We start from the raw sequence: 15,444 nt of genomic DNA on the forward strand, positions 1-15,444 counted from the left end.
GATGAAAATGCTACTAACCGCAAAGCTCAAAGAAATGCAGAAAAATCATTTTCTGCACTGGAACGGCACCATCGCCTCTGACTTATTACTGCTTTCTTTGCAGGGCACGGAGTCTGTTTCCGCGCCTTTTTGCTATGAACTGCGTTCCATGACCGAAATGAATGAAAAAGGTCTGGCGGCGTTACAGGGCAAAGCGGTGTCATGCCAGATTGGCGACGGGAACCGCAACCTGCCCCAGCGCTACCTGCACGGTATTGTTACCCAGATCCAGCGTGGCCGGGATGCCAACAACCAGACAATCTGCATTCTCAAACTCGAACCTGCTTTTGCGCTGCTGCGCATGGGGCGCTCGATGCGCGTCTGGCAGAACATTTCGGTGCCAGATTTAGTCAAAAAACTGCTGGGTGAACACCAGATTAATCAGGTGGATGTGCAACTGGGCAGCACCTATCAGAAACGTGAATATTGCGTGCAGTACCGCGAGTCTGACTTCGATTTCATCAGCCGTCTGCTGGAAGAAGAAGGCATTTACTACTTCTTCAAACATCAGGCAGATAAACACACTCTGGTGCTGGCCGATCAGCCCGCCGGACATCCGGCCGCCAAAGCGGGCAGTCTGGCCTGGCATCATCAGGGCGATGTGCTGACCGGGGGTAACATTGACAGCTGGTCTTCCAGCTCGCATCTGATGCCCGCAGAAGTCGCGCTATCCGGCTACAACATGCAAAAAGCGGCCGGTGTGGCCGACAAATACGCATCAACGTTAAAGGGCCAGAGCGTTGATAATCTGAACTTTACTGACATCACGCCGTTTGCCGAACGCTCGCAGCTCACCAGCAAAGCCAGAATCGCGATGGAAGGGTTTGAGACGAATACCACGCTGTACGAGGCAACGGTCAACGCCCACTGGCTGAGCTGCGGCGAAGTTTTCACCCTCACCGGCCACCCGACTGACAACGACACTTACCGCGTCCAGTCGCTGAGCCTCGAGGCCAGCAACAATTTTGAAAGCGGCACCGGCGGTTATCGCTGTGACATTCACGCACTGCGCAACAGCGTGAAATGGCGGCCAGTCTGCACCCGCACACCGCCCGATATTGCCGGTGTGTTGATCGCCAAAGTGGTCGGCCCTTCTTCCGAGGAGATCCACACCGATGAATTCGGGCGCATCAAAATCCAGTTCCCGTGGGACAGCGAAAACAAAAACGACGATACCAGCTCGTGCTGGGTGCGCCTTTCCCAACCCTGGGCGGGCAGCAAATTTGGTTTTCAGTTTATTCCCCGCGTCGGCAGCGAAGTGCTGGTCAGTTTTATTCAGGGCAATCCGGATTTTCCGCTGGTCACCGGCTCCGTTTACAACGGCCAGAACAAACTGCCGTTCACTTTACCGGACGAGAAAACCGAATCCGGTTTCGCCTCACGCAGCACCAGCAAAGGTGGAATGGAAGACGGCCACCGCCTGAGTTTTAACGATAAAAAAGGTGAGGAAAAACTGACCATTACCGCGCAAAAGGATTTGTTGCTGACGGTAAAAAATGATGTCACCAGCGAGGTGAAGCATGAAGTCAAAAGCAAAATCGGCGCCAACCGCAACACCGAAATCACCAAAGGCGACGACACGCTGGTGCTGAAACAAGGATCGCTGCACATCACCCTCAACAAAGGCGATATGCAGCAAAAAATCACCGGCAACATGACCACCAGCCTGAGCAACGGCAACTACTCCCTCACGGCGACCGGCGGCAGCGGCAAGATCAAAACCGACAAAAGCTGCGTGATCGAATCCACGCAGTCTATCGAGCTGAAAGTCGGCTCGAACAAAATCGCGATTTCACCGAGTGGCATCACCATCAGCGGCACGATGATCAAAATCGAAGGGTCAGGCACCGCAGAACTGAAAGGCGCAATGACCACGGTGCAGGGAAGCGGCATGACGCAGATTAAGGGCGGCATCATCAACATTGGTTAAGGAGGCATCATGTCCGATTACGGTTATCCCCACAGTGCGGGGGCAGCGCACTGGCATCAGGATGCGCAGCAACACATCGCTGCCGGGCAGTGGGAAGAGGCGCTCACGCTGTGGGTTCAGCAGGCTTCGCCGCGCGCATTAAGCCTGTGGCTGATCCGCATTTTGCGCGGTTCAGCCCAACCGGCGGCGGCGTCACTGCTGGATGAAATGCAGCGCTGGTACGCCGAACCCGACGAGAAACTGCGCTGGCAGATTTTCCATCACGCCGACACGCTCGGTTTTGAAACGCCGGCGGGTGCGCTTGCGCTGTCGCTGTTCTGGTCGCAAGGCAGCATGAGCCCGGAAGGGCTGGAGCCGGTCTATCCGCAGCCCCATCTGAGCCCGGAAATGCGTCGCTGCGTCTTGCTGATGTTGGCCGCAGGCGACCCCGAAACACCGGCAGAAGGCACTCGCCAACTGCTGACTCAGTGGATCCATCAGGAGAAAGCCTAATGGCACAACCCGCAGCCCGCGTTTCAGATATGCACGTTTGCCCGATGGTCACGCCCGGATTACCGCCCATCCCCCATGTGGGTGGCCCGATCTTGCCGCCTGGCGTGCCCACCGTGTTGATCGGCGGAATGCCTGCCGCGACCGTGGGGTCAATGGCCGTTTGCGTAGGCCCGCCGGACAGCATCGTCATGGGCAGTTTCAAAGTCCTGATCGGTAAAAAGCCTGCCGCCCGCATGGGTGACAGCTGTGCCCACGGCGGCACAATCGTCATGGGTTGCCCGAAAGTACTCATCGGATAAATACGTTTTTATTGGATAAAAAAGCATGTCAGCCATTCAGCCAGAAGTAGCCGCTCTTCTGATGCCCGTCAGCCCGGAAAATCCGGCAGGCATCAACCTGGAGTATGAACAAATTTATGATGATATCCGCAAAGCGCGGGAGAGCGACCCGGACTACCTTCCGCAGGATGAATGGACGATTGCTGAACCGCGCCGCGCAGACTGGCACAAAGTGCGCACATTGTGCGTCACGGCACTGACGCAGCAGAGTAAAGATCTGCAGGTCAGTTGCTGGTTTGCCGAGGCGCTGACCCATCTGCAAGGCATTGAAGGCACGGAAACGGGCTTTCAGTTTCTCAGCGAATTCATCACCCACTTTTGGTTTCAGTGCTGGCCTGCGCTGGACGATGACGGCGCCACATTCCGCTATGGCAAGCTCAGCCGTCTTGATCGCGATATCAGCCAGGCGCTGTATGTCCGCCCGCTGCTCAGGCAGCCCGAGTCGGCGCTGGCGCACTGGCAGAAGGTGCTGGCGTTCGAGCACAAAATTTGCACCTGGCCGGATTCCCGTGACGACCTGATTGCCAAAGAAGGCGATCTGACCATGGAGAGTTTCGACAGTCTCGCGGCGACGTTTTCCTCGATTGAAATCAGTCAGCAGGATGAGATTCTGCAACGGTTGCAGCTCCAGCTCGACCGGCTGGAATCCTGCTATTTCTCGCTGAGCCAGGAAGAACCGCACGCGCTGTTTGCCCAGACCCGCCAGACGCTGAACGATCTGGCTGATTTCCTGCAACGTCTGGCACAGCGCGCCATTCCGCTGGCCAGCAACACCCTGAGCCTTAACTACGCGACACAACCCGAGGAAGAAGCGGCACCGGGTGAGGCATTTATTGCGCCCGTCAGCCGCCAGACGATGTCCAGAGACGTTGCCATCAGCCAGATGTTGTCTATCGCTCACTTCTTTCGCCAGACCGAACCTTCAAGCCCGGTGCCTTTTCTGATGGAACGTGCGGCGCGCTGGGCCAACATGACGCTCACCGAATGGCTGGAAGAGATGCTCACCGACAGCGGCAGCCTGCGGGAAATCAACAACGTGTTAAAAGGACAGCAAGAGTGAAAGCCTTAAGGACGACGTTATTACTCCTGACTCTCGGGCTGATGCTTTCGGGTTGCTCCGGCGATCAGACGAAAAGCGTCTCTGCGGAGCAGCAGGCGGCAAATCAGGTCACCGCGCCGTTTGCTCAGGGCGGGATCACCCTCAGTATTAACGCTGAACCCGGCCTGAATGCCTGGAACGAGATCGCCAACAGCTGCACGGTGTTGGTCATTCAGGCGCAAAAAGCCAGCTCGCTCAATAAGATCCTCTCAAATCCGGCCCAGCTAAAAAGCCTGTTTAACGGTGCCGGCGCCGAGGATGACATTCTGAAGGTTGACCGCTACGCCGCCATGCCCGGCCAGAAAACCACCCTGCACATCGATCGCAGCGAGAACACCCGCCAGGTCGCGATAGTCGCCGGCTACTATCCGTTCCCGAAAAAGCAGCACATGGCGATGGTCAGCATTCCGGTCACCCTGACCAGCACCGGCTGGTGGACTAAAAAGTGGACGGCAGAATTATCGCCGCTGGTCCTCGACGTCACGCTGGGCAGCCAGAGCATCACGCAGCTGATAAAGAATGCCTCACCGCAAGATCTGCAGCCGCAAACGGAACCTCAGGCCATCAAAACGCCGGACGACGCAGCCGCGAAGGGAGAGAAATAGAATGTATCCTGAACAACAGCAAATTTACTGGTACTCCGGGCTGTATCTGCAACCGCAGCATTTCCAGTCGGTGGATTTACATCACAGCTACATGCTGGCACAACAGCGCCAGCTGACGCAGCCGTGGAACGTCGGCGTGATCCAGTGCGATATCAATCCTGAAACGCTGGTGGATTTTTCTCTGAAAATCGACCACCTGCGTCTGATCCTGCCCTCCGGTTATTATCTGGAATATCCCGGTAACTGCCTGATTGAACCGCGTCAGTTCCGTGATGCCTGGAAGCAGCGCGAGAAACCCTTCACGCTGTGGCTGGCCTTGCGCCGCTTCGACCCCGGTCATCCGAACGTCAGCACAGGCACCAGCAGCCGCTGGATCAACCAAAGCGGCGATGGCGTGATGAAGGACGTTTATCACGACGGTCCTGAAAGTGCCGTGCCGCGCATCGCGTATAACGTGCGCATTCTGAGCGAGGAAGAGAAAGAAACCGCCGTCGACTGCGAATGTTTACCACTGCTGCAACTGCGCTATGACAACGACCGCGTCATGCTCGATCCGCGTTTCAGCCCGCCCGCTGTCACGCTGGCAGGCTCACCGGCGCTCAAAAATCTGCTGGAAGGGATACGCGCCGAACTCAGCAGCCGCGCCCATAAACTCGAAGAATACAAACGCCCGGAGCACCTGAGTGACATCGGCAAAAGCGCCGGTGACATCACACAGCTTCTGGCGATGCGCTCGTTAAACCGCGCGCTGCCGCTGCTCGAACATTATTGCCGCGCACCGGCCCTGCATCCGTGGCATATCTACGGACTGCTGATCCAGCTGGTGGGGGAGATTTCCTCCTTCAACGACATGTGCTCGTTTAATGGCGAATGGCATGATGGCGGCGCCGCCCTGCTGCCTTACGATCACTACCGTTTAATTGACTGTTTTAACAGTGTCAAAAAAACGCTGATCACCCTGCTCAACGGGCTGGCGCTGGAAGACAACACTTACGTCACGCTCAAACCTGATGACCAGAAGATTTACCGTGGCGAGTTGCTGACACCCAAAGCCCCGGCAGGCAGCAAGGTGCTGTTGCTGCTGCGTTCGGAAAAACTCGAATCCTGGCACGTTCAGTTCACCGGCGGCGGCGAGTTCAAAATCGCCAGCCAGGACGCCATCAGCGCGCTCATTCAGCACGCGTTACCCGGCATTTCCTCGCAATGGGAAAACCCGTCTCCGCGCGGCGTCCCCAACCGCAAAGACTCCTATTACTTCGTGCTGAACCAACATGAAAACGCCTGGAAACATGTTGAACAGCAGAAAAATATCGCTTTCTACTGGGCCGATGCGCCCGAAGATTTACAGGTACAACTGGTGTTCATGGTGCCATCACAATGAAACTGATCGACTGCTATTTACCGGTGTTTAAACTGGCCGCCCGCTTTGCCCATCAGCCCGAGCTTTTCGAGGATTACGGCACATTCCACGCGCTTTGCATCACCCTCCTCGAACAGGCGGTGCAGGAAGCGGAGCATCACGACATTTCAGATTTTGAACGGGATCAGGCGTTCTTCGCTGTGGTTGTCTGGCTGGATGAAACCGTGCTGTGTTCCACCCTGCCCTTCGCGCAGAACTGGCGCAGCGATCTGCTCCAACGCCGATATTTCCAGACCGCCATCGGCGGCGAGATGTTCTTTGCCCGGCTGAGCCATCTGAAAGAAGAGCATTTGCAGGCGCGACAGGTGTTTCTGTTCTGCCTGCAACACGGTTTTCACGGCAAATACAGCACCGGGCAGGAGCAACCGGCGCTGTCGGCGTTGATTGACAGCCAGCGGAGCCTGTGTTTGCCGCAGGAATGGCAGACATGGCCGAATGACGCAGAGATAACGCCGGTGATCCTGCGCAAACGCTCGCTCGCGTCGTCCTCAAAGAGCCGCATCATCCTTGCCGTGCTGGGTATCGCGTTGATTCACGCCACCTTGGTACTTCTTCAGACCCTTTATTTTTCATAAGAACGTATGCTGAAAAAATTATTCGTTTTCGCCGGATGGCTGCTGCTGTTGTGCCTGGTGTTTCTGTTTTGCTGCACCGTCGGGCTGTGGCTGGAATGGAGTACGGGCACCATTTTACTGGTCTGGCTGGGTGTGCTGGTGGCCGGAGTGCTGCTGTGGGGCGCACTCCTCTGGTTCACATTGCTGATCAAAGAGAAGAGAGTTAACCGTTTCTTCCAGAAGTTTCGCCTTTCCCGCCGGGAATACGTGCTGTTTGAGCACTGGAAATCCGGTGCGGCGGTGGTGAAACGCATTCAGCGCAAACGCCCGCCGATCCCCTGGTATCTGCTGCTGGGCGACCGCTGCGGCAAAACCTCTTTGCTGGCGGGTTCCGGTCTGCCGATGTTTTCAAACGACGCGGGGGATAACACCGTTGTCCCGACCTATACCCTGCGCTGGTGGTTTTTCCGCAACGTCTGTTTCCTCGATCTTTCCGGGAATTTCCTGACCGGCGCGCCTGCGTTCCAGCGCGCATGGGGAAAACTGGTTGGCTGGATGGCGAAAGTCCCCGCACCGGCAGGCGTGATGATTGGCCTGTCCGTGACCGATCTGATGAATGACGATATCAGCACGCTGCACGATAAAGCCCGCAAAATCCGTGCGCAAATCGAGCCGCTGATGCGCAAACTGAAACGTCAGTTGCCGCTGTATATCACCATCACCCAGTGCGACAAATTCCCGGCGTTCAGCCTGTGGACGCAACACCTTTCCGCCGAACAGCAACAACAGGTGCTGGGATATTACTGGCAGACGCCACCGGACATCGACGGCAAAGATGCTTCCACCCTGCTGCCGCTGGTTACCGCACTGAAAAACGGTTTCGATCTCGCCCGCCTCAGCATGGCCGGAACGCCGGTTGCGCCCGACGTGCGTGCGGCGCTGCTTGATTTCCCGGAAGCGTTTATCGGGCTGCAAAATCCGTTGCTGGTTTTCCTGGCATCGCTGTGTGAGCCCAACGCCTACTTCACCAATACCTCCCTTGGCGGCGTATGGTTTACGGCCAGCGAGCAGCAGGATAAAAACAAGAGTCGCCGTACCTCCTATTTTGTCCACGATTTGCTGATGCATTATCTGCCTGCGTTCAGCAGCACCCGCGACGTGCTCTGGCAGCACAATAAAAGAGTCCGCCTGATGGCCGGGCGTCTGTTGCTGCTCGGCTGTGTCATCGCTCTCGGCTACAGCGCGGTGAAAAGCGCCGGATTAATGCAGCGTAACTACGCCACGCTTTCCTCTGCGTCACTGGCAGAATTACTGGTCAAAAACGAAAGCCGCCACAACGCACCGCTGGTTTACCTGCCGTTTTCCACCGTACTCAATTACCAGCATCGGCTGATTGAACAGCGTCTGATGACCACGCTGCCGCCACAGGTTCTCAGCAGCGCGCAGATGATTTCAGGGTATCAGCAGGCGTTTATGGACGCTTCTGCACAGGCTCAGCGCCAGATGGTGCTTGATCTGGCGCACACCATCATCACCCGGCAGGACATGCGTGACAACGTCACCCTCGACGCGCTCAGCCGTCAACCGGCGATCCCAGATGCCCTGCGGCTCAACGCGCCAGATCCGGCGGCGACCGAACACGCACGGCTGGCGCAGGAGCGCTGGGTGATGCAACAGCCGATGAGCGCAGAGCACCTGGCTGCGCTGCACCGCCTGTTATCCACCCTGATCAATTACGATCAGTCGCTGGCATGGCTGGTGGCGCCGGCTGATTCACTGCCAGCGTTTCAGACCCGTGAATTCTGGCCGCAAACGCCGGATGAGGAGACGCTGTCAGGCATCTGGACACGTCAGGGCGAAGCGCAACTGACCGAATGGGTGGCGTTGATCAATCAGGCGGGTGGCCGGACAGAGGAACCGCTGCTCCGGCATTTCATGCAGACGTTACCGGTTCAGCGCCAGAACGCGTGGCGTGATCTGCTGCTTTCCGTGACCCCGTGGCTTCAAAACAGTGAGCCGCGTTCGCTGACGCAGAGCCAGCTGATTGCGCTAAGCCAGGGGCAGAGCCCTGGGATTAAATTCGCACAACGCATCGCCTTTGAACTCGACAACATCCCGGACAGCCATGCCCAGGTGTGGCTGAGTGAGCTGCGCCGGTTACAAAAACTTCCATCGCAGGCGGCGGTACACCCGACCCTGCAAAAAGTACAACGGGCCGATGCGAAACTGCGCGTAGGGCTGACGAAATGGTTACAAGGCGGATCTTCCGCCACGTCCGCCACGTCAGCGGTACCGCAAACCGCAGTGTGGCTGAAATGGCAGTCCGCGCTGACCGCCGCCACCGGTGAAGCACTCAATCAGGCGGCACTCAGCCCGGTGCTGACACAAGGGCTGTTCGCGACCCAGACCGATGCAAAAACTGTTAACCCGCTGGTCACCCTGTTCGCCAGTTTTGACCAGCTGCACAAAGCGATGCAAACGCACAGCGATGAAGCGGGCGTTGAAGCGGTCTGGACGCTGTATAAAAGCGATGCCAGTGCGCTGCTCTCCCACGCGCTGGCCCGTTCCGCCTGCTGGCTCAATGAACAGTGGCACAGCAAAATCATGTGGCCGATGAGTAAAAATGCCATCGGGCAGGATTACGCCTCCCAGCAAAGCCTGACCTGGCAGTATCTTGCCGACTTCGTGCGCGGGCCCGCCAAAGGGCTGCTGATCGTCAGCGATGAAGGGCCGCAGCCGGGTCAGTTCCGCGGTCAGACACTGCCGCTGAACGAAGAGTTTGTGCGGATCGCCCGCTATATGCTCAATCCTGAAGACGTGCTCGATGTTCCACAGCGCAAGAACACGCAGAACGCCGATCAGCTTTCCGTGCTGGACGACCAATTGCAGCAACTGACGCAGCAGAAAAAAGTGCTGGAGCAAAAACCTTACAGCCTCGCCATCGTCAGCGGCCCGGCAACCGTGCCGGAAGGCGCGCGCCTGATCCCAACCGGTGTCCGTCTTACGCTGGAATGCACGAACGGCAGCAAAGTGCTCGACAGCATGAACTTCGCCGAACAGGCCCAGTTCATCTGGTCTCCCGGCCAGTGCCAGACCGTCAACGTTGACGTGAAATTCCCCGCGTTCACCGCGTCTTATCGTTATACCGGAGACAGCGCGTGGCCTGATTTTCTCGAGAATTTCGCCCGTGGCGAAGCACTGCTTGATGCCCGGGATTTTGATGACAACGCAGATTCTCTGACCGCGCTGAACATCAAACATGTGCTGGTGCGCTTTAAACTGGCGGATCAGGCCATTTTGCAAAATGCCTGGGCGGGCTGGGCAAATGTTGCTGAGCAAGTGGACGCTCTCAACGAACAAAAACGGGCGCTGGAACAGCAGCAGCAAAACCAGACCCCCTCGGCAGCACTGCGCGGGCGCATGTCCGAGCTTCCGGAAAACGCGGCTGACTGCCGGTAATTGAATAAAAGGGATATTTATGAGCAGCTATTTAAAACGCATCGTTGACAAACTCACCCCGGAAAGCCGCAGCTGTCTGGATGCCGCCGTCAGTCAGGCGATTTCGCGCACCCACCATGAAGTGGACGTTGAGCATCTTTTGCTGGCGGTGATTGTCCAGCACAGCGATCTGATGGAAAGCCTGAATTTAGGCGCAGGTCTGGCGGCGGATGCCTTGCTGAGCGCCACCCAGCAGGCGCTGAACACCTTTCGCAGCGGCAACAGCCGCGCGCCGGTCTTTTCGACCGGGCTGGTTCAGTGGCTGGAAAAAGCCTGGCTGCACGCCAGCGCCAGCTGGGGACACACGCAGCTCGCCCCGGCCGCCCTGCTGGCCTGTCTGCTGGAAGAGAACACCGCACCGTCGTTAACCAGCGGCGTGCGTAAGGCGCTGAACTGCCAGCGGGATGCGGCGGAACAGCTGCTGCTTGACGCGTGCCACACCTGCGAAAATGCAGCGTCTCCGGCCACGCAGAGCAGCAACAGCGCACTCGGCAAATTTACCCGCAATCTGAGCGCTCAGGCCCGTAAGGGTGAACTGGATCCGGTGCTGGGGCGCGAAGCAGAAATACGTCAGATGATCGACATCCTGCTGCGTCGCCGTCAGAACAACCCTATTCTCACCGGCGAACCCGGTGTGGGGAAAACGGCGCTGGTGGAAGGTCTGGCGCTGCGTATCGCCGCTGGCAACGTGCCGGAGGTGCTCAGACAGATGGACGTGCTGACGCTGGATCTCGGTCTGTTACAGGCCGGTGCCAGCGTGAAGGGTGAATTTGAAAACCGTCTACAGGCGCTGATGAAAGAGATCGCCAGCGCGCCTCAGCCGGTCATTTTGTTTATCGATGAAGCCCATACGCTGATTGGCGCGGGCGGTCAGGCCGGACAAAACGACGCGGCAAACCTGCTGAAACCGGCGCTGGCGCGTGGTGAACTGCGCGTGGTGGCGGCGACAACGTGGGCGGAATACAAAAAGTATTTTGAGAAAGATGCCGCACTGACCCGCCGTTTCCAGCTGGTGCAGGTGGCTGAACCGGGTATCGACAGCGCCACAGCCATGCTGCGTGCCATTGCACCGGCCATGTCTCGCCACCACGGCGTGCAGATCCTCGAAAGTGCGATCCATGCCGCCGTCAATCTCTCCAGCCGCTATATCGCCGGGCGACAACTGCCGGACAAATCCGTCAGCCTGCTGGATACCGCCTGCGCCCGCGTGGCGGTGTCCCAGTCTCATCATCCGAAAGAGATCGAAGACATCAACGCCCTGCTCAGCAATCTGCATACCGAGCGCGAGGCCTTACAAAAGGAAGGACAGCACGATCAGCGGCTGGCGACGCTGGCGCTGCGGGAAACTGAGCTGCTGGCCGATCTCACCCATCTCCGGCCTCTGTGGGAACAGCAGAAGAGTCTGGTGCAGCAACTGCAACAAAGTCGTGATGAGAGTGCTATCGCCGCCTGGCGCAGGGAGCTGGCTGAGCTGCATGAGGCTCATGCGCTGGTGTTTGAATGCGTTGATGCCACCTGCATCGCCGATGTGGTTTCCGGCTGGACCGGTGTGCCACTTGGCCGCATGGTAGAAAAACAACAGCAACAGTTGGGCGAATTACTTCACCGCCTGGAGCAGCGGGTTATCGGCCAGCGCCACGCGCTCTCCACTATCGCCACACAAGTGCGCATCAGCCGCGCCAATCTGAACGATCCGCTGAAACCGACCGGGGTGTATATGCTGGCAGGTTCATCGGGTATCGGTAAAACCGAAACGGCGCTGGTGCTGGCAGATTTACTGTACGGCGGTGAGCAAAGTCTGGTGACCATTAACATGTCGGAATATCAGGAAGCGCACAGCGTGTCCGGCCTGAAAGGATCGCCGCCGGGCTATGTCGGTTACGGTCAGGGTGGCGTGCTGACCGAGGCGGTGAAACGCAATCCGTACAGCGTTGTGCTGCTCGATGAAGTGGAAAAGGCGCACCCGGACGTCATGGAGCTGTTTTATCAGGTATTCGATAAAGGGATGATTGAAGACGCGGAAGGTCAGTTAATCAACTTCCGTAACACGCTGATTATCATGACATCCAATCTGGCCAGCGCGAAAATCACCGCCGCCTGCGCCGAAGGGGAAACGTCGCCGGAAGCCCTGTGTACGCTGATCCGCCCGGAGTTCGAGCACGTGTTCCGCCCGGCATTGATGGGGCGCGTCACGCTGATCCCTTACCTGCCGCTGCAACCGAAAACGCTGGCGCAAATCATCAGGCTGAAGCTGGATCGCATCTGCCAGCGCTATCACGCCGCCAGCAACGGCGAGGTGCAACTGAGTTACAGCGAGAGCGTGGTGAGCTGGGTGGCAGAACTCTGTCAGGTGATGCAGAGCGGTGCCCGTGATATCGATCAGGCTCTGAACCGGCACATTCTGCCGTTGCTGACCGACACCCTGTTGCAGGATGAGAAACCCGTCCGGGGCGGCCTGAAGATTGGCGTCAGCAAGGATAAACTCGTGACATGGAGGGCTCATGACAAAAGTTAATTACAGCGTGACGCCGGGCGATGTGAAAATCAGCTGTCACGATCCCCGGCATCATCACGAGTTTTTACTGCTCAGTAACAGCGTAAACAGCTGGAAAGGCCACGTGCACGACCGGTCATGGTGGCTCACGCAGGAAAACCAGTGCCTGGAGATTTTTCAGCGCCACGGCTACGACCTGCAAAGCGGCGTCTGGTTTTGTCTGATCAGCTGCCAGCGCCACGGCTGGGCGGGTATGGCGAATGCCACACTGCTGCTGGCGGAAGGTTTTGGCAAGAAGCAGCGCCAGTGCTGGCCGCCGGTGGCCGCAACCGATCTGCGTCAGCAAATTATCGAATGGTATTCCACCCATGCTGCGACCAGCCTGTACGGTCTGCCGCTAAACAGCGCAGAAGTCGATACCCTTCAGCAACTTGAAGGGGCGGTGTCGATGATGCTGGAACATGCGCTGGCCCTGCAATCGCGCAGTCAGGCCCCCCTGCGCAATCTGCTCGACTATCTGCAATCGAGCCGACAAACGCTGCAAAAGCGCGCCCTGATGGCGAAACCGGCCGTGCCCGACGTCGCGCCTGCGCCGGTAACGCCTTCTGCAAGGGTGCCGGTGGTCAAACCGGCACCCTTGCCTGCGCCACGCCCATGGAAAGCCTGGCTTTGCGGCGGCGTCGTGGGCATTGCGGTCACGGTATGCGTGATGAGTACCCTGAACTGGCTGGCGCAACCCTCAGCGGCGATCCGCCTGAATGCGCTCTGGCCTGGGAATGCATTCTCGGCCCGCTGGCAAAATCATCACACCGAACTGAGTGCCACGTTGCCGGACATCAACAGCTGGGCGCTGGTGAACAACCAGCTAAACAGTGTCGAGCTGCGTTTGCTGGAAGCTGAACAAAAGCGCAAACCCTATATGACGATTTCTGAGCTGAAAACCGCGATATATCAGATGCGCCAGACACTCCAGCAGGGTGGCGAACCGGTGCAGGCGCAACTGGATGACCTGCAACGTAAGCTCGACAAACAGCAACCCGTCAGCAACGCCGAAATTAAACAAATTGCTGAACATCTCGAGGCGTTAAACAGCCGGTTAATACTTTTAACGAATAAACAGTAGCCGCACAGAAAAAATCACAACGTTTTGGAATCAATATGCCTGACCATTAACCCGGCGGGCATTTCCGTTTCCAAATCAAAGGAAATATCGAAAAATACATTCACCTGATGATATTCATTGAATAAGGGATATATTAAATGAAAAGATCGTTCCATCCTTATACCCGCCCTTCGGCGCTGCCTGTGAAATCAAAATTCATTACTGAACAGGTTAAAACCTTTCTGGAACCGCCTTACTTTCTTTCTGAAAACAGCAATAAGGGAAATGTTTATTTCCATTATACTAATGAAGCCGGTATGCAGGGTATCAGACGTGATAACGCTATTAACGCCAGTAATAAAAATGAACACGGCCAGCCCGCAGGTTTATGCCGGATCTATCTGACTGATATTGCGCCGGAATTGATGAGGCAGAACAGTGCCCGTTATGCCCCGCTTATTTTCGGAAACGCCCTGTATCAGTCGTGGCAAAATAAAATTCGTTATTGTTATGTTCTGAATCTTTCCGGGCTAAGCCCCGAAAAAGGGGACGGAGAACATATCTTTTACCTTAAAGATATCCCCTTCCTGCCGATACATTACAGACTCAATGGTCAGCTGATTAACAGAGTAATCGCCCGTAAAAATGTCGCAACAGGATTGGTCATATAAATGTGATGGAATTAATCCTGAAAAATGTACGGAGCAATATTTTGCTCCGTACATTGAGTATGCCCTTTCCACCGTGTTATTGAGGCAAACACGTGCCAGCCGCCGTATTCCGTGGGAAAAAATAACGCACTTTATTTCAGGTTTTGTTTAAAGAATGACGTCAGTTTTGCAAAAGGAATCAGATCGGTGCGGTCGTAGAGGTCAACATGACCCGCACCGGGTACGATAACTAACTCTTTCGGCTGACCGGCAAGTTTGTAGGCATCTTCACTGAATTCCCTGGAGTGCGCGTTTTCGCCGGTGATAAACAGCATTGGCCGCGGTGAAATCGTTTCGATATCGTTGAACGGATAAAAGTTCATAAACTTGACGTTGCTGGTCAGCGTCGGGTGCGTCGTCAGCGCAGGGGAAGATCCTTTAGGTGTGAATTCCCCGCGCGGCGTGCGGTAAAAATCGTAGAACTCTTTCGCCACCGGCGGCGTGTCCGCATCGATTTTATGCACTGTACCGCTGGTGTAGCGTATTTCTCCGCCGGTGAATTCGCTGTAACGCTGCTGCGCCGCCTGTTCAATAATGTCCTTACGCTGCGCCAGCGTGAGTGAATGATTGAGTGCGTGACGGTTCACCGCCCCCATGTCATACATGCTGACGGTAGCAATGGCCCGCATGCGCGGATCAATTTTCGCCGCGCTGATCACAAAGCTGCCGCTGCCGCAGATGCCCAGCGCGCCAATCCGGTTTCTGTCGATATCCGGGCGCGTACCGAGGTAATCCACTGCGGCGCTAAAATCTTCAGCGTAAATATCTGGCGCGACGGCGTTACGCGGCTTCCCTTCACTTTCGCCCCAGAAAGAGAGATCGATAGCCAGCGTCACAAAACCTTGTTCAGCCAGTTTCTGTGCGTAGAGATTGGAGCTTTGTTCTTTCACCGCCCCCATAGGATGCCCCACCACAATGGCCGGATATTTGGCATTCTTATCCCTGTCTTTTGGCATAAACAGATTTCCGGTGACCTCCATCTGATACTGATTTTTAAACGTCACCTTTTGCTGCGTCACTTTGTCGCTTTTGTAAAAGTTATCTGCGCCGCCAGACATATCGGCGCCGGTGGCGGCAAACGAGCTGATTAACAGCCCGACCAACATAGAAAAAATTTTCATCGAAATATCCTCAACAGGAGTGGTATGGGTTGGGCATCCGTT

12 protein-coding genes are annotated in these 15,444 nt (G+C 56.6%); 11 read left to right on the plus strand and 1 reads right to left on the minus strand.

The window, feature by feature from the left end; all coding sequences use genetic code 11:
* The first annotated feature begins 7 nt into the window (after positions 1 to 7).
* From ACO0U8_RS14955 to ACO0U8_RS15005, 11 genes are all read left to right on the plus strand, one after another.
* Positions 8 to 1,969, plus strand: coding sequence for a type VI secretion system Vgr family protein (locus ACO0U8_RS14955; RefSeq protein WP_136375133.1), 1,962 nt, complete (start codon positions 8 to 10; stop codon positions 1,967 to 1,969).
* Between the two features lie 9 nt (positions 1,970 to 1,978).
* Positions 1,979 to 2,461, plus strand: a complete 483-nt coding sequence (locus ACO0U8_RS14960; RefSeq protein ID WP_421671110.1) for a DUF6931 family protein — start codon at positions 1,979 to 1,981, stop codon at positions 2,459 to 2,461.
* The gene (locus ACO0U8_RS14965) at positions 2,461 to 2,760 is read left to right on the plus strand and encodes a PAAR domain-containing protein (RefSeq protein WP_056772571.1); all 300 of its coding nucleotides are present in this window, start codon (positions 2,461 to 2,463) and stop codon (positions 2,758 to 2,760) included. Before ACO0U8_RS14960 ends, ACO0U8_RS14965 begins: the two co-directional genes overlap by 1 nt.
* A gap of 25 nt (positions 2,761 to 2,785) precedes the next feature.
* The gene (gene tssA / locus ACO0U8_RS14970; protein WP_217204293.1) at positions 2,786 to 3,859 is read left to right on the plus strand and encodes a type VI secretion system protein TssA; all 1,074 of its coding nucleotides are present in this window, start codon (positions 2,786 to 2,788) and stop codon (positions 3,857 to 3,859) included.
* Positions 3,856 to 4,503 carry a type VI secretion system lipoprotein TssJ gene (gene tssJ, locus ACO0U8_RS14975; protein WP_421671111.1) on the plus strand — a complete coding sequence of 216 codons (648 nt, stop codon included), beginning with the start codon at positions 3,856 to 3,858 and terminating at the stop codon, positions 4,501 to 4,503. The genes tssA and tssJ overlap by 4 nt, the downstream gene beginning before the upstream one ends.
* Before the next feature lies 1 nt (position 4,504).
* A complete protein-coding gene (gene tssK, locus ACO0U8_RS14980) occupies positions 4,505 to 5,884 on the plus strand; it encodes a type VI secretion system baseplate subunit TssK (RefSeq protein ID WP_421671112.1) in 1,380 nt (459 codons plus the stop codon).
* Complete coding sequence (locus ACO0U8_RS14985; protein ID WP_421671113.1) at positions 5,881 to 6,498, plus strand: DotU family type IV/VI secretion system protein; 618 nt, start codon at positions 5,881 to 5,883, stop codon at positions 6,496 to 6,498. The genes tssK and ACO0U8_RS14985 overlap by 4 nt, the downstream gene beginning before the upstream one ends.
* A gap of 6 nt (positions 6,499 to 6,504) precedes the next feature.
* Positions 6,505 to 9,936, plus strand: a complete 3,432-nt coding sequence (locus ACO0U8_RS14990) for a type VI secretion protein IcmF/TssM N-terminal domain-containing protein (RefSeq protein ID WP_421671114.1) — start codon at positions 6,505 to 6,507, stop codon at positions 9,934 to 9,936.
* 19 nt (positions 9,937 to 9,955) lie between these two features.
* Positions 9,956 to 12,490 (plus strand): type VI secretion system ATPase TssH, encoded by a 2,535-nt coding sequence (gene tssH, locus ACO0U8_RS14995; RefSeq protein WP_421671115.1) that lies wholly within the window; start codon positions 9,956 to 9,958, stop codon positions 12,488 to 12,490.
* Positions 12,477 to 13,592, plus strand: coding sequence for a VasL domain-containing protein (locus tag ACO0U8_RS15000; RefSeq protein ID WP_421671116.1), 1,116 nt, complete (start codon positions 12,477 to 12,479; stop codon positions 13,590 to 13,592). Before tssH ends, ACO0U8_RS15000 begins: the two co-directional genes overlap by 14 nt.
* A 137-nt stretch (positions 13,593 to 13,729) precedes the next feature.
* Complete coding sequence (locus ACO0U8_RS15005; RefSeq protein WP_421671117.1) at positions 13,730 to 14,242, plus strand: hypothetical protein; 513 nt, start codon at positions 13,730 to 13,732, stop codon at positions 14,240 to 14,242.
* Positions 14,243 to 14,373: 131 nt separating this feature from the next.
* On the opposite strand, the gene ACO0U8_RS15010 is transcribed toward ACO0U8_RS15005, so the two are convergent.
* Entirely contained in the window at positions 14,374 to 15,402 is a 1,029-nt protein-coding gene (locus ACO0U8_RS15010; protein ID WP_390976452.1) for an alpha/beta hydrolase, read from the minus strand.
* Between the last annotated feature and the right edge of the window lie 42 nt (positions 15,403 to 15,444).

Origin of the sequence: Rahnella sp. EDr1-12 (assembly GCF_049206505.1) — a bacterium.
Classification (GTDB): domain Bacteria; phylum Pseudomonadota; class Gammaproteobacteria; order Enterobacterales; family Enterobacteriaceae; genus Rahnella; species Rahnella rivi.

Coding starts and splice junctions, on each gene's coding strand:
- ACO0U8_RS14965 (WP_056772571.1), top strand. CDS start 2,461: ATGGCACAACCCGCAGCCCGCGTTTCAGATATGCACGTTTGCCCGATG.
- ACO0U8_RS15005 (WP_421671117.1), top strand. CDS start 13,730: ATGAAAAGATCGTTCCATCCTTATACCCGCCCTTCGGCGCTGCCTGTG.
- ACO0U8_RS15000 (WP_421671116.1), top strand. CDS start 12,477: ATGACAAAAGTTAATTACAGCGTGACGCCGGGCGATGTGAAAATCAGC.
- ACO0U8_RS15010 (WP_390976452.1), bottom strand. CDS start 15,402: ATGAAAATTTTTTCTATGTTGGTCGGGCTGTTAATCAGCTCGTTTGCC.
- tssH (WP_421671115.1), top strand. CDS start 9,956: ATGAGCAGCTATTTAAAACGCATCGTTGACAAACTCACCCCGGAAAGC.
- ACO0U8_RS14960 (WP_421671110.1), top strand. CDS start 1,979: ATGTCCGATTACGGTTATCCCCACAGTGCGGGGGCAGCGCACTGGCAT.
- ACO0U8_RS14955 (WP_136375133.1), top strand. CDS start 8: ATGCTACTAACCGCAAAGCTCAAAGAAATGCAGAAAAATCATTTTCTG.
- tssK (WP_421671112.1), top strand. CDS start 4,505: ATGTATCCTGAACAACAGCAAATTTACTGGTACTCCGGGCTGTATCTG.
- tssA (WP_217204293.1), top strand. CDS start 2,786: ATGTCAGCCATTCAGCCAGAAGTAGCCGCTCTTCTGATGCCCGTCAGC.
- ACO0U8_RS14990 (WP_421671114.1), top strand. CDS start 6,505: ATGCTGAAAAAATTATTCGTTTTCGCCGGATGGCTGCTGCTGTTGTGC.
- ACO0U8_RS14985 (WP_421671113.1), top strand. CDS start 5,881: ATGAAACTGATCGACTGCTATTTACCGGTGTTTAAACTGGCCGCCCGC.